Source organism: Salinispirillum marinum (genome assembly GCF_042650105.1).
Classification (GTDB): Bacteria; Pseudomonadota; Gammaproteobacteria; order Pseudomonadales; family Natronospirillaceae; genus Salinispirillum; species Salinispirillum marinum.
Window position 1 is genome coordinate 715,835 of the sequence record NZ_JBHSAL010000001.1, and the last position, 19,151, is coordinate 734,985.

Annotated in this window: 17 protein-coding genes; 1 reads left to right on the top strand and 16 read right to left on the bottom strand. The window is 54.6% G+C overall.

Translation table 11 applies throughout. From position 1 onward, the window contains the following. Positions 1 to 32: 32 nt before the first annotated feature. From ACFOSD_RS03385 to ACFOSD_RS03420, 8 genes are all read right to left on the bottom strand, one after another. Complete coding sequence (locus ACFOSD_RS03385) at positions 33 to 1,376, bottom strand: hypothetical protein (protein ID WP_380693540.1); 1,344 nt, start codon at positions 1,374 to 1,376, stop codon at positions 33 to 35. A 4-nt stretch (positions 1,377 to 1,380) separates the two neighbouring features. Further along, the gene (locus ACFOSD_RS03390) at positions 1,381 to 2,304 is read right to left on the bottom strand and encodes a hypothetical protein (protein WP_380693538.1); all 924 of its coding nucleotides are present in this window, start codon (positions 2,302 to 2,304) and stop codon (positions 1,381 to 1,383) included. Positions 2,305 to 2,306: 2 nt separating this feature from the next. Beyond that, positions 2,307 to 3,863 (bottom strand): XrtA system polysaccharide chain length determinant, encoded by a 1,557-nt coding sequence (locus ACFOSD_RS03395; protein WP_380693536.1) that lies wholly within the window; start codon positions 3,861 to 3,863, stop codon positions 2,307 to 2,309. Next, entirely contained in the window at positions 3,863 to 4,510 is a 648-nt protein-coding gene (locus ACFOSD_RS03400; RefSeq protein ID WP_380693534.1) for an XrtA/PEP-CTERM system exopolysaccharide export protein, read from the bottom strand. The genes ACFOSD_RS03395 and ACFOSD_RS03400 overlap by 1 nt, the downstream gene beginning before the upstream one ends. A 1-nt stretch (position 4,511) precedes the next feature. After that, the gene (locus tag ACFOSD_RS03405) at positions 4,512 to 5,903 is read right to left on the bottom strand and encodes a TIGR03013 family XrtA/PEP-CTERM system glycosyltransferase (RefSeq protein WP_380693532.1); all 1,392 of its coding nucleotides are present in this window, start codon (positions 5,901 to 5,903) and stop codon (positions 4,512 to 4,514) included. A 39-nt stretch (positions 5,904 to 5,942) separates the two neighbouring features. Continuing rightward, positions 5,943 to 6,881: an ExeA family protein gene (locus ACFOSD_RS03410; protein WP_380693530.1), complete on the bottom strand. Its 939-nt coding sequence runs from the start codon at positions 6,879 to 6,881 to the stop codon at positions 5,943 to 5,945. Between the two features lie 71 nt (positions 6,882 to 6,952). Further along, positions 6,953 to 7,873, bottom strand: coding sequence for an XrtA system polysaccharide deacetylase (locus ACFOSD_RS03415; protein ID WP_380693528.1), 921 nt, complete (start codon positions 7,871 to 7,873; stop codon positions 6,953 to 6,955). A 202-nt stretch (positions 7,874 to 8,075) separates the two neighbouring features. Further along, a complete protein-coding gene (locus tag ACFOSD_RS03420) occupies positions 8,076 to 8,651 on the bottom strand; it encodes a hypothetical protein (RefSeq protein WP_380693526.1) in 576 nt (191 codons plus the stop codon). Positions 8,652 to 8,938: 287 nt separating this feature from the next. On the opposite strand from ACFOSD_RS03420, the gene ACFOSD_RS03425 reads away from it, so the two are divergent. Further along, complete coding sequence (locus tag ACFOSD_RS03425) at positions 8,939 to 9,694, top strand: YdcF family protein (RefSeq protein ID WP_380693524.1); 756 nt, start codon at positions 8,939 to 8,941, stop codon at positions 9,692 to 9,694. Positions 9,695 to 9,715: 21 nt separating this feature from the next. On the opposite strand, the gene ACFOSD_RS03430 is transcribed toward ACFOSD_RS03425, so the two are convergent. The 8 genes from ACFOSD_RS03430 to ACFOSD_RS03465 form a co-directional block, all read right to left on the bottom strand. After that, positions 9,716 to 13,141, bottom strand: coding sequence for a DUF6701 domain-containing protein (locus ACFOSD_RS03430; RefSeq protein WP_380693522.1), 3,426 nt, complete (start codon positions 13,139 to 13,141; stop codon positions 9,716 to 9,718). Next, positions 13,134 to 13,544 carry a hypothetical protein gene (locus tag ACFOSD_RS03435; RefSeq protein WP_380693520.1) on the bottom strand — a complete coding sequence of 137 codons (411 nt, stop codon included), beginning with the start codon at positions 13,542 to 13,544 and terminating at the stop codon, positions 13,134 to 13,136. Before ACFOSD_RS03435 ends, ACFOSD_RS03430 begins: the two co-directional genes overlap by 8 nt. Then, positions 13,541 to 14,389 carry a type II secretion system protein gene (locus tag ACFOSD_RS03440; RefSeq protein ID WP_380693518.1) on the bottom strand — a complete coding sequence of 283 codons (849 nt, stop codon included), beginning with the start codon at positions 14,387 to 14,389 and terminating at the stop codon, positions 13,541 to 13,543. Before ACFOSD_RS03440 ends, ACFOSD_RS03435 begins: the two co-directional genes overlap by 4 nt. Then, on the bottom strand, positions 14,389 to 14,973 hold the full coding sequence (locus tag ACFOSD_RS03445; RefSeq protein WP_380693516.1) for a prepilin-type N-terminal cleavage/methylation domain-containing protein: 585 nt from the start codon (positions 14,971 to 14,973) through the stop codon (positions 14,389 to 14,391). The genes ACFOSD_RS03440 and ACFOSD_RS03445 overlap by 1 nt, the downstream gene beginning before the upstream one ends. Next, positions 14,963 to 15,466, bottom strand: coding sequence for a prepilin-type N-terminal cleavage/methylation domain-containing protein (locus tag ACFOSD_RS03450; RefSeq protein WP_380693514.1), 504 nt, complete (start codon positions 15,464 to 15,466; stop codon positions 14,963 to 14,965). The genes ACFOSD_RS03445 and ACFOSD_RS03450 overlap by 11 nt, the downstream gene beginning before the upstream one ends. After that, a complete protein-coding gene (locus tag ACFOSD_RS03455) occupies positions 15,456 to 15,845 on the bottom strand; it encodes a type II secretion system protein (RefSeq protein WP_380693512.1) in 390 nt (129 codons plus the stop codon). Before ACFOSD_RS03455 ends, ACFOSD_RS03450 begins: the two co-directional genes overlap by 11 nt. A 303-nt stretch (positions 15,846 to 16,148) precedes the next feature. Next, positions 16,149 to 17,426, bottom strand: coding sequence for a type II secretion system F family protein (locus tag ACFOSD_RS03460; RefSeq protein ID WP_380693510.1), 1,278 nt, complete (start codon positions 17,424 to 17,426; stop codon positions 16,149 to 16,151). 2 nt (positions 17,427 to 17,428) lie between these two features. Then, positions 17,429 to 19,150: a GspE/PulE family protein gene (locus ACFOSD_RS03465; RefSeq protein WP_380693508.1), complete on the bottom strand. Its 1,722-nt coding sequence runs from the start codon at positions 19,148 to 19,150 to the stop codon at positions 17,429 to 17,431. Position 19,151 lies beyond the last annotated feature (1 nt).

The window sequence follows — 19,151 nt, forward strand, 5'->3', positions numbered from 1 at the left end:
TCCTGCGGTTGTCTGGTTATTAACACGCACGTCTAAAACACCTGTTGAACGAGGGAAAGCGCCACCCCCACACGCCAGCGTTCAGGTTCTCCAGACTGACGCTGGAAGGTGGCCGTCAGTTGGCTACGGGTCACGGGAGCCCACTGCTGAGACCAACCCAGATCCCAGCTGTGTATCCGATCATCCGGCCAGCCAGCCGATACTTCACCTTGCAAACCCAGGCGATAGCCCGCTTGCCATTGCTGGCGCGCACTTAGCGCTAACCCAAGGCCAGCGTGTGCATCGACCTGCTGTTGCGCCGGGTCTTCACTTTGCGGCTGTTGGTGCACCGCCGTCAGACCGAGGTTCCACGTACAGATCGAACAGGTCGTCACCACCTCGTGCCCTATCGCAAGGCGGTCCACTAAGGTTACTCCGGGCGCCCGGAGCAACTGTGCTGTTGTATCCAGCCCGGCCTCAGTCAGCGCTTGTGCCTGTTCCGGTGCCACGTCAGCCAACCGGAATTGCAACAGTGCACTGGTCACCGTGCGCGCCAGTGCCCAATGTGTTTGTCCACCTGACCAAACGTGGCGACCATCCAGCGCTCCGGTCAACACCGACTTCTGGGTACGCCCTAAGTCAAAACGCGTAACACCTACCTGCACCGCCCAATGTCCAGCCTGCGTGGTGCGCCGATGCTGCCATTCGGCACGGTACAGCGTGTTGTCCACCCGGCCATCCGCACCCAGGCTGTCTTGCCGGTTAACCGTCCAAGACGCGGCACTGCGTGCTGTCCAGCGGCGATCTAGCCGGGCTTGCGTGGTGACGCTGTAACCCGAAAATTCATCCAACACACTGACGCTAGCTCCGCCCTGACTGGAAATCCGCAAACCCATTTGCGAACTTAACCGTTGATTCACGCCACCGCCCAGTGTCAAGCTGTGCACCACGTTTGGGGCACGATCTTCCCACCATCGGTCTTCATAGGTGGAGACAACCTGCGCCCGATGCGCGACTTGCGCATCCCACCGTCCACTCCCTGTATCAACGGCATAGGCACTGCTCCCCAAGGCCGTCAGACTGCCCTGCCAGCCAGCGTCATAACCTTCCTGCCAGCGCACATCATAGTCGCCTTGCAGTGCCTGTCTGCCGTGGCGGTAGCGCCAGTCCGTACCAAGCCCTGCCCCGACGTCAAAGGCATAGGGCGCATCGCCCGCGATGGCATGGCTCATGTCCAATTGCGCGTCCAACCCCCACTGGCCACTACTGCCCTGCGCCACCACTGGCGTGCTGCTCAGCGCCAGCAATAGCCACCCGACAACAACCCACCACAGGGCCGTCGGCTCAGGTGTCCGGCGCTGCAGTACAGGCAGCCACCCGCTGGGTTCAGGCTGCATGCCGTTACTCCTGGAAAACCAATCCGGCAAACTTTCCGGGATCTAACGATTCCACCGCTTCCATCACTTCTTCAGCACCCACTTCCCCGAACGGCACCGACAACACGGCATGCTCCACGTAACGCACCAAGATTCGTGCTTCTGTGCTTAGAGGTAAGGCGGGCGCGTTGACCACGATATAACGATCGGCGTAGCGACCTTGCAGTTCACTCATCAAATCGCGCATACGTTGGGACGAAAATAGCTCGGTGGCCGACATCGACAAATTACCGGCCGGAATGACCGTTAGGCGGTCGATACCGCTCGGATACATGATGTCGCGCACGGTCAGGCTGCGATCAGCGATGAAGTCCGTCACCCCCAACACCATGGACGTCGACACCAGCTTTTGCATGTCGGAATAATACGGGTCGCAGTCAATCAACAAGGCGGAACTTTGCGCATCCAAAGAGAAGGACGTGGCCAGATTAAACGCCGTGATGGCCGAGCCGGGCTTACGGCTTAAAGACGACAGCATGACCGAAAAATTCTTCGCTCCGCTGAGGTTGCGCAACTTGATACGGATTTCGCGGTAGGCATCCAAAATGGCTTTATTGACCATGCCGGGGTAGATGATCTTGCGCTTGCGGCGTTCGTCGTTGGTCCAAGGTTTTGGGTTATTGATCAGATCTAGGGACACCGCAGAGTCAAACACCGTCGGCGCTTGGCGCTCTTTCTCGGTGCCATGGATCGGCGTTGCCGGGCGCTGATGATTAAAAGGTCGTTCGATGCGATGTTCGTCGGGCATGTCGGGGTAGATGGGGTCATCGTCACGCGCGGGCTCACCCGCGTATTCCTGTTGCCGCACATCGTCCAGTGATTGTTCCGCCTCATGCGCTGCCTTCGCCTGGGTTTTCAATAGGGCGCTGTAGAGCTTACCTTGATCCATGCTCAGCCCCCTACACCGATGAGACGTTCCATTATGCTGCTCGGCTGGATGCCCAAAACGCTGAACACCAGCACCGCCATATAGCCCAGCATAAAGACACCAACAACGGCACCTAACATCATAACGTCTACCCGCAGGAGGCGTGCCCACCATGTGCTGTCGTAATGTGGCACCGACGCCAATAGGCGAATATCCTCTGGCAATTGTTGCAACAGGGCGCGCCCTGAACGGACTTTGCCATCAAACAGCACCAACATGCCGAGCAGCCCCAGCACTAAGCCAACGCCCATCACTGGCCCAGCTAAGCCAAAATGAAACAGTTGTAGGCCATCCCACTGGGTGGGGTAGGACGCCGGCTCCTGAATGCGATAATTGACGCCTTGGCCTTCCACGTCCAAGGTCATAGAAAGGCGGGCACTTTCGCGGCGCTGTAACATTTCCTCGTACACCCCGCGGGTGACGTTATAGTCGCGCAATAATTCGGTTTCTTCGGCTTGATTACCCGCTATCCGTTCGGCCCGATCAAACTCTTCCTGCAACAAACGCTCCATGGACAGCAACCGGTTTTGTTGTGTTTGCAGATCACTTTGCGCGGTATTGAGGCGTAACCGAAGGCTGGCATAGACCGGGTTTTCGATCACCTCCGTCAAGTTGCGCGACGCATCGGTTCCGGCTTCGGCTTGCTGGGCTTCCAAGTCGGCAATTTGTTCCCGTAAAGCCACAACATCCGGGTGCGAATCCAGGTACAGTCGGCGCTGCGCATCCAATTGCTGACGCAAGGCCGCGAGGCGGCGTTCAACATCCGATTCAGCGCGACCAACCACTACCTCCGTAAAGGGCTCTTCTTGCGCCAGTTGCTGTTCGGTAATGCGCACCTGCCCTTCGCTTTCTAAAATTCGCAACCGCAGGTCTTCAATATTGCCACGCAAGGTTTGGATGCGGGCTTGCACGTTGGCTTCGGTGCCGTCCCGATTGGACGCACGGAATTGCTTCAAGGCTTCTTCGGCGGTTTCAAGTTGGCGTTTGTAGGAGTTAACTTGCGATTCAATGAAATCAAACGCATTGCGACTTTCAGCGCGCTTTGTGCGGCTCGATTCTTCCACAAAATGATTCAACACTTCGCTGAGCACGCGAAACGACTTGCCTGGACTGTCACTGCTGTAGCTCATGGCCAGATAACTTCCACCACTGACCCGCATACTGAGGTTGTCGCGCAATTCCGCCAATACCGTATTGACCCGCTCATCCGACTCCAAGCCGACCAATAACCCCGAACTGCGCGCCACGCGCTCCAACATACTGCGGCTGTAAATGATTTCGCGCGCTTCATTCACCCGGTTAACGCTGGTGACTTCGGCCGCACCACGGAGTAAAGGTTGCAGGATATTGGTTACGTCCGCTTGCAGCATGGCGTTGGCGGTGTAGGTTTTTGGCGTGACATAACCGATGGCAAAAATCGCCGCACTGATCAGCATAAACAGACCAGCGGCCAGAAAACGATGATTGAATAACTCACGCTTGACCCCGTTCAGCAGGTCAAAAATCAGGCGCAGATCCATTAAAACTCACCCCGCAGAACTTGCTTGCGCGGCACGCTGATGACGTCACCTGGTTGTAACGGGTAGTTGGTGCGTAGATCGCCGTTGTCGAGAATGGCTTGCAAATCGATGGCGTAGCGTACAGTTTCGGCGTCGGTTTCACGCTGTAACAGGGCACGTTGCCCCGCACCAAAGTCGGTAACACCGCCCGCCAGCAGCACCAAATCGAGCACGGTCATGCCCGGACGAAATGGCAACGACGTCGGTCCGTTGACTTGCCCAGTCACACGCACGCGCTGGCGATATTCGCTGCTCACCGGATTGGCCACAATCACGGTGACTTCGGGATTTCGTACCACGGTACTGATGGCGGTATCGATCCGCTCAGCCAAATCCTCCGGCCGCTCGCCGGCCGCCAACAAGTCGCCCATTAACGGTATTGAAATATAGCCATCAGGACGGACTACGGCCGTGGGGCTCAATTCCGGGTTGCGCCATACATTGATGGTAATCACATCGCCTACACCAATGCGATAAGGCGCCACACTCGGCTCCGTCGCGGGTGGAGCTGTGGTCAAACCCGCATTGGGTAACGGTTTGACGGCACAACCGCTGAATGACAACGAGCCCAGTAATGCGAACAAAAAACCGGCTATTTTGTCGTTCATATCAGCGTACTCCCTTGCCCAACAACACCACCTCGACCGTTTGAATCATGATCAACAGATCAATCAAAAAACTGTGGTTCTTTGAATAATAGAGATCATATTCAAGCTTGCCGCGCGCATCGTCGACCGAAGCGCCATAGGGGTAATTCAGTTGCGCCCACCCCATTAAACCGGGCTTCACATAATGCCGGGTATCATAAAAGGGTATTTGTTGCTTCAGTTGAGCAACAAACTCCGGCCGTTCCGGGCGCGGACCGACAATACTCATTTCGCCTACGATGACGTTGTAGATCTGAGGCAGTTCGTCGAGCCGGGTATTGCGGATGAAGGCACCTACTCGGGTAACGCGACTGTCGTTCTGCGAGGCCCATACGGCCTTCCCTTCTTTTTCGGCATCTTGGCGCATGCTGCGGAATTTGTAGATGCGGAAAGTTTTACCCAACATGCCAACGCGCTCCTGGCTGTACAGCACCGGACCACCGCTTTCGGCATACACAGCCAACGCGGTTAAGGCAATAAAGGGCAACATCACCACCAACAATACCAAGCTGATGCTGAGGTCAACCAACCGCTTGGCAACATCCCGACTGCGCGAAGCCTTGAACCCCTCGGAGTAGAGAATCCACGATGGATGCACCAGTTCCAGATGCGCTTTTTTTGTGGTGCGCTCCAAAAAATCGACGGCAGCGGTCACGTCGATCCCGCGTAATTTGCATTCCATCAGGTCGGCATGTAACTCCCCTTGTTGATTGCGGCGTTCTTCGGGTGCGATGATGATTTCCGAAACACCCAAGCCACGACAGAAGGTATACCAATGCTTCGGCACACTCAACAAACGCTCACTGGCAACCATCGGGCTCGCATTGTCCGGCACACAGCCCACTACCGTAATACCCATGGCCATAGGGTCGGCCTGTAAATTGTTGAGGATACCTTGGGCGAATTCACCGGCACCAAATATGACCACACGGCGTTTCATTTGCTCGGAGTCAACCACCCGGCGAAAGCACCATCGTGACAACAACACCAACACAATCGCCACCACCACGCGTCCGACCAGAGTTCCCTCGGTGTCGGCGGCCGGAATCAGCCAATACAAAAGGGTCAACGCCAGAACACTGACGAAGCAGAAGGCGACCAAGGTGCGGAAAAACATGGCTAAAAAGCCGTCTTGCAACAAGGACATATAAACGCCCATCGACAAAGTGCCGCAACTTAATACCAGCGCAAATAACATCGCTTGCAAAGGGTGTACTGGAAGCGCTTCGCCTCCCAAATACAACGCCAGACTTTGTTGGATATACGGTGTTAAACACAACAGCACAAACTCGACGGCACCCAAGGCAACGTAGGCCGTGTGAATATAATGCTTACCAAAGCGTAAGTACGACACGTCAAACGCCCCTCGGTTCAATGGTTAACAAACACTGCTTCATTTCTGCGCTGCCTTTAACGGTGTCGTCGCTGCCGGGCCGCTGGATGGGGTCACGGAAGTCTCAACGGTAGGGGCAGCCGCTTCCAACGACGCGGCAATCGACTCGAGCGCGATAGCGATCCGCAATAAGGTGTTATGGTCTACCCCGGCATCGCCGTGTGACGGCGCTCTTTCTGGTGCTGTGCCTAGCGCTGTGGCAAACAAATCTTCCGCCATCACATCACGGCGAATTTCATCCAGATCGTCCATTTCAATGTGGCAACGCTCATCGGCGTAGGCGCACAACATCAACCCATCGCATAATTTGTTGATCAGTCGTGGGATACCCCGGCTGACGTCTTGAATGCGCGTCACCAGTTCGCCCGTAAACAAGGGCGCACCCCGATAACCGGCAACGTACAAACGATGATTGATGTAGCCCTTAGTTTCGCTTTCCGACAGACCGCCAAGATGGAAATGCAGTTTTACCCGCTGCGCCAACTGCGGAATGGCGTTGATGCTCTGCCGTAATTCAGGCTGCCCGAGCAAGATGACCCGCATCATTGGCCCACTTTCACCCTCCAAACCGGCCAGCATACGGATGTCTTCAAGGTTTTCGGCACTTAGGTTTTGCGCTTCATCTACCGCCAGGATAACCGGAATGTTGCGATTCGACATGCGCACCAAATGGTCTTTGATGGCAAACAACATGGCGATTTTATTGGTGTCGGTCACCTCTAACCCGGCTTCACGCGCCAACAAGTGGAACAAGTCATCCGACTGCAAATTGGTGTACGCCAGATGGATCAGCTGCAATTCGCGCTTCATACCTCGAATCAGCTTCTTTAACAGGGTGGTTTTCCCCGAACCGACTTCACCACTGATCACCACAAAACTCTCCGGGCTCCAAGTGGTGGAATCCATATACACATAAGCCCGGGAGTGTTGCTGACTCATGTAGACAAAGGATTCCTCCGGAGCCATCCGGAAGGGGTGTTGGGTAAGCGAAAAATGATCCAGATACATAATTACGCCAACTGCATCTGCGAAAGTAGCGGTTGCGCACCGGTATAATGCCGGTAGCTTTCGCTCACCGTGCCGAAGCGGAAGTCGGTCAGCAACTGCGCCAACCGCGCTTCGCACACCGCTAAATTGGTGTAATGACGAAACCGTGAAAACCAACTGGCGTTGTCAAACCGGGGCTGCTCGGGGTCCACTTCCCACGGGTGCAAATAGAACATCTGCGGGCCGTTACCTTGGCGGGCGGCACGGGCAAAAAGGGCTTTAAAGACCGGGTAAGGAAACTGGCGAAAATAACCGCCTCCCGCCACCGGTACTGTTAACCGTCCGAACGACGCGGTGGTTAACGGGAACTCATGCAGCGCACGGCCAGACGCCGTGGCAATATCGTAGGGCGCACGTGGTGTGTCAGGTATTCCGTAATTGTCATGCCGAATGGGGAAGATGCTGGAGTCCCAGGTAAAGCCCAAGTCGGCCAGAATGTCGAGTGCCCACAAAGACTGCCGGGTAATGGAATAGCTGGCCGCTCGGTAGCCGGTGACCGGTGCTTGGATAATGTTTTCTAGGATATCTTTTGATAATTGGGTTTCCCGGCGAAACACGTCAGGGCTTTGACGGTAAATCAGTTGATGGCTGTAGCCGTGCGAAGCAATTTCATGCCCCTCGGCGTGAATTTGCTGCACTAACTCCGGAAAACGTTCGGCAACCCAACCCAAGACAAAAAACGTTGCATGTACCTCATGGCGGGCAAACAACGCCAACAGGCGCTGGGTATTGGCCACCACCCGCGATGGGAGATCATCCCACTGCTCTGGACGAATGACTTTGGCCAGAGCAGCCACATGAAAATAATCTTCCACATCAATGCTCAAAGCGTGCATGACGCGTTGATCACCTATATTTTTCTTCGTTACGCCATCAGTGGACATCTGACTACCGACTCTCCTCACCAAACCAACTTAGTCGTATCATACGTCTCTATTGTCGAAAAATTATACGCTATACCGCCTCAATAAGTGTAAATTTTGTTGACTTTTTTATTTTTACAAAATAACAGGCAAAAGAAAAACACGACACTCTTATGAGTGTCGCGTTCTGGACTGTTCATAAACAAGTGGTCAGATAAATTTTCTATACGTGACTAGACGACCCTTTTTTCATTTGCCGGCGACTGGCGAACAAACCCGCCAAGCCAGATAACAACAAGAATGCTGCGCCGGGTTCGGATACCGCCACGGCGGTAACTACGCCCCAAATCGCCACATGCGAAATCGAACCATTGGTACTGGCGAAGAAACCATTCAACTCGAGCGTTTCCAAGCCATCCCAAGCGTTCATATCAAAAATATACTGCCCGCCAAACTTACCGTTCTTCACCACTAAAAAGCAGGTAGGACAGGTGATGTAGTCCACGCCGCCGTTGTGGGTGATGACACCATCATTAGCACCCAATACCGAGGAGTACGAACCAGCGTAAGTTCCGCTAAGACTGTTGGTATCGCGGTCATGTTTAAACAACATGTCCAACATGGCGACGCCGGTAATGGCTTCCATGTCGGCTGAATCGAATGCGGAATTTTCAAACACATGGGCAATTTGCGGCATCTCATCCGGCGTCAAGACAATTGACGCACTCACTTGAGACCCTAAGAGCAAACCCGCAACAACCAGCCATCCAATGATGGCCCCAGCGACTTTTGCGTACATGACAACTACCTACTGCTTGAATAAAAAGGAAAACCCATGATCGCGGTGGTGACGAAGCAGGTATTGTGCCACCAAAGGAAAAGCCCGGTATTTCAAAGGCTTGCGACTATTTAACGCCGGTCGAAAGTTAGAAATGTAAAATTTTTCGACAGCAAAGACAGCGTAGATTCGATGAACGCGTACCAATCGTCCATTGTTCGAAGATTTGTGTGTAAAAATAACCGACAGTGCAGCCTGTGGGATGTTTCGCGTTAGAATGCGTCCGTCTCAATGCATTTAGGTGTTCTGTGCGTTTATTGAAGTATTTCGTTTTGCCGCCCTTGCTCAACATCATGATCGGCTTGTTAGGACTCCTCTTGTGGCGGCGCTTTCCGCGCTTGGCCTTTGCCGTCACGGCCACCAATACGCTGCTGTTGCTGGTGCTATCACTTCCCGTGACACACTGGTGGCTGGAAGAAGGACTCGTGCAGTATCCCTACCCAACGTTGACCGACGCATCCCGCGCGCAAGCGATTGTGGTGTTAGGGGGTGGTCGCATCACGCAAGCCATTGAATGGCAAGGGCGCGACACCGTAAGCCAGGGTGCGCTGCGGCGCTTGGCCGAAGGCGTGCGTTGGCACCACCAGACCGGCTTACCGCTGATCGTGACCGGCGGCCGTGTACTGGGTTCAGAAGAAGAAGCGGAAGCCGAGTTAATGGCGCGGGTATTGCGGGAGGTGTTTTTGCTTGAAGATGTATGGCAAGAAGACCAAAGCCGAACAACGGCCGATAACGCTCGATTCACCGCCGAGCTGTTGCGCAGCCGCGGCATGGATACGGTATTACTGGTCACGCACGCCGCGCATCAGCCACGCTCGGTTGAAGCCTTTGCGCATGAGGGTATTCAGACGATTCCTGTGCCCATCGGCACACCAACCGATAAACCCCAAGGCATCGCCAGTTGGATACCGCGCGCCGAACGGCTGTTGAACAGCGCCGAAGCCATCCATGAATATCTTGGTCAGTGGGTGTATCGGCTGGAGCGCTGGCTCGCTAACGACTAAATGCGGTTTTTGTGCATGGCCTTACCGCCCGATTGGCATACGAAACAAGAGCGGAGCGCGTCCCGTATAGAAGCCAAAACTGGCGGTGGCGGAAGGCGGTTCAGCGGTGCCGTCGGCATTCCAGTCAAAACGTAAATGAGCCGGTATACCCTGTGCCGTTGCGCGATAAACCCCCTCATTCCGCCCGGCTGCTTGCGCGACCGCCGATACGGTCAACCGGATACTACCTTCACCTGCTACCGCCGAGTTCCAACTCAGACTGGCGTCATTTTCCAATAGATTACCGACACCAGGGACGATGGTACGCGTAAAATTCGAGACATGCAGCGGTGTTTGATCACCCCCGGTTTCTGCCGCATACAGGCTAAACCGCGTGCCATCCCACACTTCATACTGTACCGGCATATCCAAAGGCACCTGTACAGGGCCAGATACATCACGCAAGCGCAAACGGCCATACACCAGTTGTGGGCCGCTCAGCGCCTGCGTCAAGGTCGCTGAATCGGCACAATTGCTGCCCGTGCAGGCTTCAGGGTCTTCCAAACTGGCTTGTGGAATGGTCCAAATACCGCGTATTTCTTGCGGTGCTTCGTTAGCGGTCAATTCATCGGGCGTACCGCTGCGCTCATAGCGCCATTGCGGATAGGGAAAATTAAACACCAGCCAGCCCGAATAATTTTTGCCCGCATCAAACCCGGTGTTCATGTGCCCAAGTACCGTACCGCCTGATTGCAGGACTCGGGTCTGCTCAGTATCCATATTGACCGCATCGTGCTCGACCGTTGTAGCTACATTGTTAGGACTGCGGAAAAAACTGCCGAAATAATTCACCGTTCGCTGGCCTGACAGATTTCTGGCCGTCACGATCACCGCCGGCCCCGGTGCCGATGTAGAGGGCAGGTTTAGGCCGAAATTTTGGCCCTGATACACGAAATCCCGCGCACCAATAAAATAAGGGTGCGCAGCTAATGCCACTGCCTGCACATCGTAATCAATACTGGCCGGAATAAAGCGTGCGCTATTGCCCGTCGTGGCGGTGGCATGTTCAACGGCGGCACCGAAGTAGTTGGGCAACGCTGCGGAAAACTCAAATATACCCACTTCCGACACGCTTTGATCCGCAATGGTGGTCACCCCATTCGCCGCCGGAACATGGTTATAGGTGGTTCGACCTAACGTACCAAGCTGCCCACCGGAGGGCGCAACCAATTGATGACTCAAGGCGATATTACTGAGCTGAAAGTTCGGCGTTACAGGGTTATCACTTAAGTCGGTATCGCCATCCACCTGCCACGCGCGCGCTGTTGCGGTCAGGGTATAGTCCGCACCGGCTACTACCGTATTGTTACAACTGACGTCCTCAATAGCACCGCAACCATTGGCGGCTTCCAGGGTGATGCCCACTGGGCGACTGACAAACGGATCACTGCTCAGCATTACCAAGCCGTCATCGCCGTTCGCAACACTACCGGTATAGCGCGCGTTCAATTGCATACTGCCCGCATCGGCATACTGCACGCTGATTTCGGCAACACCCGACGCATTGAAGCTCAACGGTAGCGCCGTGGCGGTACCGCTGGTCAGCCCAACGTCTGTACTGTTGACGGATACCGGCCAACTGACCGGACGTCCGGTTGCATTGGGCGAAACATAATCCGACCAAAAGTTCAGCGTACGTGTGACATTGGCAAACGCCGGCACACATTCCTGCGTCTCATCGTCGGTATTCACCGCGGCGACCGTGATGCCGGTTGCCGGGCGATTGGCCAGTACATCGGGAACATCGAACACAAAGCCGGTGTCGGCAAAATCGATGGTGCAACTGGCGTCAACAGACCCGCTGTTCACGCATCGGGGGGCCGTGAATCCGGTGATCGCAGGCGTAACACCGCTCACACCAAGATTGACCTCACCTTCAGTGGTGCGCTGAAAGCCCACGGTGGCGGTGCCATTGGTCAGCGCAATGCTGGTGCCACCCGTCCAACCCGCCGGTGTAACATTAACGGTCACCGGGTCCGTATAGAGCTCTGTGCAGGCCGCATCCGCACAGGCTCTAACGGTGACGTTACTGGCTTGGCACGTGAGAGCGGAACCGTTGTACACCAGTTCAATGTTGAGCAGTTCGGTATCGGGCACATCTTCGGGGTCTGCGATGGTAACCACATCATCCCAATCCAAACCGATGGCCAAGCGGTCCAGTGTCATGGTATCGCTGTTACCAAGATTCACGGTACGAAAACCAATACGATCAAAGGCCGCAATGGCGCTGTCACCCGATGCCACCACGTTGGGCGCAGTTTCGGTAGCCAGTGTCGGCGGGTTTACCCATAGGGCAAATTCATCAAAAGGCTGGCCAGACCCCGTGGTGGTTTTGCGCAGCCGACCGACAATGAAATAGGTTGTACCGTTGGTTATGGCCGTATTGTAGACCTCGTTATTTGACCGCGTGCGCGCGAACAGGTCATTCGCTCCGCCGCCATTTCCCTGATTGGATTTCAAGCCGATGTTGGGATAGTTACCAAAGGTTGGTTGATCAAACCATAATGCTGCGAACTGATTGTTAATACTCGCGTTAACGTTAAACCGCACCAGCATACTAACGTAGAGTGTATTGCCCTCGAAGGTAACCGCTGTATCCCGTGCGGCGGCTTCGTTATCACTGCCGTTCAATTGCAGCGCACGCTCTCCCCCCACCACAAAATCACCCGCGCTGTCTTCATACACCATGACGGAGCCAGCGGTACTGATGACTTGCTGCCGCCCGGCAACGCCAGACCAAGCACCCGACCAGCCGATACCACCGCTGCTACCCGATATGCTGCCCACCCCATAGGCTTCAAAGTCATCAATGGCCAAAAGAGTACTGCTACAAATCGAGGGGTAGTTACCGCCACTGCCGGAACAGTTGCCTGTCACGGAGCCTGAACCGATGTTTATATCACCGCCAGCCGACAACTCGCCGGTTATGTTGGTGTTGTTACCAATATCAATGTCACTATCGGTCGTTATGCTACCCTCAATGATTGCATTGTTTTTGAGCGTGATGTCACCTGTGGCCGTAATGCTGCCCGAAATCTCGGCGTTATTATTAAAATCCACAAACCCGTTCACCGTGGCGTCTGCATTGATCGCCAAACCGTTATTGGCGGTAAAATTACCCGCAATCACCAGCGTCAGCGTGTAGATATTCGCCGCATTAATTTCCGAATTGTTGTTCATCGACAAACTGCCGCTGATGTTCAAGGTCACATCTTGCGAAATAGCGAGGTTGTCGCCAGACAGATTGATATTGCCTGCACAATTGACCACACTGCCGCCAAGCCCGGACACACAGGCGCTGAATGGCCCAGAACCGACAGCGCCAGGTAAGGTGAAGGTGGCAGCCGAGCTGCTTATGGCCAACAACAGCAAAACGATGGCACTGAGTTGTCGTCGAAACTTAGTCATTCACCACCTCCATCACGGCGGTCTGCCGCAACCAGACGTATTCGCGGGACGCGGGCGTTAGACCGGTCGATTCCACCGTGGCGACGATATCCTGAAGAGTCATTCCTGCGGTGACATATTCTCGTTCCGCACCACAGGTAACCGTCAGTGTTAAGCCAGGAAAATCGGCATGTGTGGTGGCGGCTGCGGCACAGGGTTCATTGCTAAGTACACGTAGAATGGCCGCATCCAACCCCGCCTGTACCAGCCACTGCGCTCGGGTAGCTTGCAAGGATTGCACGCCTGTGGCGCTGTTGCGCACGGTAAGCTGACTGATCACCAAGCCTGCACCACCCAGCACCACCAACAAAAAGATGACGGCGACTAACACAAAGCCTTGTGGTTTAGCGTTATGTCGTATCATGGCGCGTTCACCAAGCCTTTGAATTGCACCAAGCGTACCGTTTCCTCGTTCTGCGTTAAAGCCAAGGCCAAGGTAAGGGTGGGCGTAACCGACAGGCTGCCACCATCGAGACTAAATCGACAAGCACTGACGTTATTCGACAACAACCTCGGCGTTTGAGTCGGCACCGTGCCGTTAATGCCCGCATAGGGTGTGTCAACCACACGCTGCAAGGTATTGCCCACGCAGCGATATTCCACGCGACCGGTGGTTAAATACAAGCGCTGGCTGGGCGATGGCACAGGGAAAGCGTGTGCCCGCGGTAAGGTTAAGGTAGTTATTGGATTCGTCGTCGCGCAGTTTTGTGCGATTATATTGGCCGACGAGACGAAGGCGGTTACCGGCCCTTGATCGTAACTATTATCTGTTCGTGCCTCCACATAGTAGCCCAGTGTATCGTCACCATCTAACGGCCCCAAGACCACAAAATGTCCTTGGTTATTAGGCAAGCAGTCCAACACGTTTAACTCAGACACGGCCGCTGCAACAGGTGTGCTGTAAACGCCGAAGGGTTGACGTCCTTGATCGGCTGGCGACAGCACCAAAAAAGTAAGGGTTTGCTCACCATTACTGACTTCAACAGAATTCGGTACTGCCCGACCGACATCGAGCAAAATTCTTTGCATGACCCCTTGCAGATTTTCCACCTGCTCGGCCCGCGCGCTGCTTTGGCTATACGCCTGAAACTGATTACCGACAATGGGCCCGACTACGGTGGCAATAATGCCCACCAATACAATCACCATGATCAATTCAATCAGGGTAAAGCCCCGTTGCGGGCGCTGGTGCAAGCTAAAAGGAATCATCAGCAAGGCTCCGGCTCTGGATATCCGGCACGATAGCCTACCAGTTGGGTCGTACTACCAAGCGGGTCGGACACATTCACCTGTACCCGCAACAAGGTTGCGCAGTCGCTGCCGGTTGACGTAATGCCACCAAAGCTGATGGCTGTTCCGTCGCCCGCCGAAACTGAAATATTCACCACATAGCCCGCCAATTCGGCGAAGGGTGTAGCGCCGGGGTCGTCCGTATCGGCAGCAATGAGAATACCGCCATCATCGGTAGTGGAATTGTAGCCGTTGTAGTCACAGATTTTTTGCCAGCTCGCGCGGTTGCTGTTGACCGGTGGTGCGGCACAGGCGTCAGTCGAGGAAGCATCCGGCGGAAAGAACGACTTACTGAGCGCTTCGTCCAAATAGGATTCAGCAATGGCGAGCGCCTGCAAGCGAATTTGCGGGTCCACATTACGCAGCGCATTGCCGCCCAACGCATTCAATATACCCACCACAGCGATGCTCAACACCACGATGGCGATGATCAACTCAATCAGCGTGACACCGCGTTGGCTATTGACCGTGGGGCTGAATGTCCATCGAGATTTAACGCACATAGCCGGTTTGGTCATCAATAAGAATGTCAGTACCACTGAGGTGCGTCAGGGTGCGGGTGCCGTTACTGGCCGAGAAGTCCGATAAATTGGCCAAATTGAAGCCTGCGGCTAACAACGCCGGATCACTCAATAAACGCGCTTCACCCATGGGGGTAAACACTATGGACTGATCCGGTGTAACCCCGGTTTCACCAAGATCACCGCTGGCACTGAACGCTGCGGTCAGGGTCATAGGAAAGTTTGCGCAGTCGGTGGTGTTGGTGCGTAGGCTGAGCGTATCACTGGAAAAATTCGCCACGGTATAGCACTGGGTATGAATGGCATGGGCGCGGGCTTCCGCAAGGGCGGCGCGCACTTGGCGCTGATTAAAGGCATTGTCGAAGGTATCCCGGTCAAAGAACCGGGGTATCGCGACGGCGGACAGCACCCCTAGCAAGATGATCACCATAATCAACTCAATAAGGGTGAAGCCTTTATTGATGTTAGATTTCACCAACACATTCAACAGCGTCGCCTACCGCCGCTGTGGCAGTATCACACGTTGCGTCAGTGAATGTCGGCACTATGTAAGTATCACCATTAATGGTGACCTGAACACCGGTAGCAACCGCAGTGATTCCATCACCGTCTACGCCAGCAGCCAACTCGGTGACCGTTGGGAAATCTATACTACCACTCACCCTTTCTTGAGCTACCAATATACCATGGGTACTTTTTACTGCTCCTGACATACCCGCTTGCGAAGCTGTTAACGCATCATCGCCAAAATCAACAAACCTTGGCAACGCAAACGCCGACAGCACGCCCAAGATCACGATCACCATGATCAGTTCAATAAGTGTGAACCCGCGTGCTTTATTCATTTTATCCATGATGAGTCTCCTGCGCCTCTATGACGTCTTTGTTTAGATTTTGAACACTGTTATTTATACCGCGAACCCGCCATTTCTGGCAAGGAACCTTACCTGACAATTTCTTGTCGTCCGTTGATCGCTGTCACATTTCCAGCAAATTTAAGGCCAAATCCAGTTTCTAAAGAGACATTTCAAGCCTCTAAGGCGAAAATGTGGCTAGGCAAAAAGGTTCGAAAAAGCGCCGTTTACTTATTGTAAATGAGCATTTTGAGAACTTTTTTAACAACGCCACATTGAGAAAGGAGGCTTAAAAGGTCTCTTTTACAAACCACCCGCACCCGCCGAAAGATCCCACATCGGCAAAAAGATTCCCAAGGCCAAAATCAGCACCAGCCCACCCATGGCGAAAATCAAAATAGGCTCGATGGCTTGCGACATATTTTTCAGGTCGTGCTCGACTTCCTGACCGTAAAAATCCGCTATATCACGCAGCAATTCGGCCAGATTTCCGGTCTCTTCCCCTACTCCGATCATTTGCAGCAACAACGCATTAAACAGACCACTGCCCTTGGCCACGGCCAACAGGCTTTCACCGCGTTCAATGGAGGCCGCCATGGCTTCTATTTTGCTGCCAATGTAGGCGTTGTCCGTGGTGCGGGCCGATACGCTCAGCGCCTGCAAGATCGGTACCCCGGCATCCATCATCATGGCAAACGAACGGGTAAAGCGGCTCATGGCAACACGGCGAAACACGGAGCCGACCAAGGGCAAATAGAGTTTCCACTGGTCGCGTTTGAGCGCGCCTTGTTCGGTATGGCTGTACTGCCGCCAACCCAAAAAGGCCGCGACCGCACCGGCCAAAATAAAGGGGCCATTTTGCACGGTGAAGTTCGAGGACTCCAACAGGATACGCGTAAAGATGGGCAGATCTTCTCCGAGGCGATCAAACACATTGGCGAAATTGGGCACCACAAATACGTTGATAACGGACACCGCCACCACCAGCGCAATGACCACGAAGGTCGGGTAACGAGTCGCCGACTTCATTTGTCGCTTGGTGTTTTTTTCCAGTTCCAGGTGCGTAATAAGCTGTTTGAACGAGGTGTCCAAGCGGCCGGTGCTCTCGCCCATGCTGACCAAGGCCAAAAAGATGGGCGGAAATATCTTCGGGTGCTGGGCCAGCGCCGTGGCCAGCGGGTTACCGGCAGTAAGGGTGCGGCCAACGTCTTTTAATACTCCGGCCAAACGCGGGTTCTGGGTGGCTTCAGCCAACCCACCAATGGCACGCAGCAACGGAATACCGGATCGGGTCAGGGCGTACATTTGTCGACAAAACAGGATGAGGTCATCCGCGGTGATCGGCTTTTGATTCAGTCGCTTGAACAACGCCAGCCAACTGAACCCGGCACGGGCATCACCGGTACTTACATTGTTACTGACCGAGGCGCTCCGTTTACCCTGTTTGGTTGGCGTGATCGACACCGGAATAATGCGCTGGCGCTTGAGTTCATCCAGCACGGCGTCCATGCTGCGGGCTTCTAACACACTGTTGACCATGTGCCCGTTATCGTCCCGCCCTTTTATCGCAAAATGCGGCATGCTTAACCCCCCAGGTCGGCGGTGATGCGGAAGACTTCGTCCAAGTCGGTCAGCCCTTCACTGGCGTATTGCAAGGCGGTGCGGGCCATGGGGACAAAGTGCGGGTCTTGCCGTGCCGCATCCACAAAGGCATTAGGGTCCTGGTCACGCAATGCCATGAGCATGCTTTCACTCATTTCCAGCATTTCATAAACGCCCATGCGGCCACGATAACCGGTGTTATTGCATTCATAGCAACCGGTGCCGTGATAAAACATGGGCCACTCATCTTGTGCTATCCATGGGTGTTCTTTACCCAACAGATATTCCATCCAGATGCGCTCGCGCGGTTCAATTTCGTGCGGCACTTTGCAATTGTCACACACGCGACGGATCAAACGTTGCGCAATGACCGCACGCAATGCGGAAGCCACCAAGTACGGGGCTACGCCCATATCGGCCAAGCGTATGGCGCTGGAAATAGCGTCGTTAGTGTGCAAGGTGGACAGTACGAGGTGGCCCGTTAACGCCGCCCGAATGCCCACAGAGACGGTTTCCTGGTCACGCATTTCACCCACCAGAATCACGTCCGGGTCTTGCCGTAGGGCGGAGCGCAAAATGGCCGAAAAGTCGAAGTTGATTTTGGGATTCACCTGCACCTGCTGCACCCGCGGCAAGCGGTATTCCACCGGATCTTCGGCGGTGATGATTTTGCGGTGCGGCGTGTTCAGTTCATGTACGGCGGCGTAGAGAGTGGTTGTTTTACCACTACCGGTGGGCCCGGTTACCAAGATGAGTCCATGCGGGCGTTCAATTTGCAGTTTAAACCGCTCCAACACCGCGGGCGGCATGCCAAGGTCTTCCATTGCCAGTACACCCGACGACTGGTCCAGCAAACGCATGACCACGGATTCGCCGTGCTGGGTCGGTAAGGTGGATAGACGCACATCGATGCTGCGATTCAACACCCGTATATTGAAGCGCCCGTCTTGGGGCATTCGCTTCTCCGATATGTCGAGGTTCGACATGATCTTCAAGCGCAAAACCAAGGCATTGGCAATACGGCGTTCTTTCACCACCTGTTCTTGCAACTGACCATCAATGCGCAGCCGCACAAACAGAGACGACTCACCCGGTTCGATGTGTACGTCGGACGCTTTCGACTGCACTGCGTCTTCCATAATACTTTGCAACAGCCGCACGACGGGTGCATCTTGTACATCAGTGCCGGTGGCCAGTTCGGCGAGGTCGAAGTCGCTATCGCGCAGTTCGGTTTCTAGCTCCCCAGCGATCGAGGCAATTTCCCCGGTGCGGCGATACAGCTGGTCGAGTGCGGCCATCAGCTCGCTTTCACGCACAATCACCGGTTTCAACGGTTTATCGAGCGCGCGGCCGATATCATCCAAGGCCACGAGGTCGAGCGGGTCCGACATGGCAAGCTGGTAGGCTTTATCGTCTTCGCTCAACAATACCGCACGATGACGCCGCGCCAATGCTTCGGGCAGCTTTTGCACCAGCTCCCGGTTAAATTGGAAACGGCGCAATTCTACGAAGGGATAATTCAAGTGTTCGGACAGCGTTTGCAACATGCGCTGTTCCGGAATGATACCCATATCGACCAACAGACGACCGAGCTTTTTGCCGGTGTTCTTTTGCTCACGGAGGGCCATGTCGAGCTGCCCGGCGGTTATTACCCCGGAGTCAACCAGAACATCGCCCAAACGGACTTTCTTTTGGGTGCTCATT

Bases quoted from the DNA above. Each gene is read 5' to 3' on its own strand.
- ACFOSD_RS03385 (WP_380693540.1), bottom strand. From the start codon at position 1,376: ATGCAGCCTGAACCCAGCGGGTGGCTGCCTGTACTGCAGCGCCGGACA.
- ACFOSD_RS03390 (WP_380693538.1), bottom strand. From the start codon at position 2,304: ATGGATCAAGGTAAGCTCTACAGCGCCCTATTGAAAACCCAGGCGAAG.
- ACFOSD_RS03395 (WP_380693536.1), bottom strand. From the start codon at position 3,863: ATGGATCTGCGCCTGATTTTTGACCTGCTGAACGGGGTCAAGCGTGAG.
- ACFOSD_RS03400 (WP_380693534.1), bottom strand. From the start codon at position 4,510: ATGAACGACAAAATAGCCGGTTTTTTGTTCGCATTACTGGGCTCGTTG.
- ACFOSD_RS03410 (WP_380693530.1), bottom strand. From the start codon at position 6,881: ATGAGTCAGCAACACTCCCGGGCTTATGTGTATATGGATTCCACCACT.
- ACFOSD_RS03415 (WP_380693528.1), bottom strand. From the start codon at position 7,873: ATGTCCACTGATGGCGTAACGAAGAAAAATATAGGTGATCAACGCGTC.
- ACFOSD_RS03420 (WP_380693526.1), bottom strand. From the start codon at position 8,651: ATGTACGCAAAAGTCGCTGGGGCCATCATTGGATGGCTGGTTGTTGCG.
- ACFOSD_RS03430 (WP_380693522.1), bottom strand. From the start codon at position 13,141: ATGACTAAGTTTCGACGACAACTCAGTGCCATCGTTTTGCTGTTGTTG.
- ACFOSD_RS03435 (WP_380693520.1), bottom strand. From the start codon at position 13,544: ATGATACGACATAACGCTAAACCACAAGGCTTTGTGTTAGTCGCCGTC.
- ACFOSD_RS03440 (WP_380693518.1), bottom strand. From the start codon at position 14,389: ATGATTCCTTTTAGCTTGCACCAGCGCCCGCAACGGGGCTTTACCCTG.
- ACFOSD_RS03445 (WP_380693516.1), bottom strand. From the start codon at position 14,973: ATGTGCGTTAAATCTCGATGGACATTCAGCCCCACGGTCAATAGCCAA.
- ACFOSD_RS03455 (WP_380693512.1), bottom strand. From the start codon at position 15,845: ATGGATAAAATGAATAAAGCACGCGGGTTCACACTTATTGAACTGATC.
- ACFOSD_RS03460 (WP_380693510.1), bottom strand. From the start codon at position 17,426: ATGCCGCATTTTGCGATAAAAGGGCGGGACGATAACGGGCACATGGTC.
- ACFOSD_RS03465 (WP_380693508.1), bottom strand. From the start codon at position 19,150: ATGAGCACCCAAAAGAAAGTCCGTTTGGGCGATGTTCTGGTTGACTCC.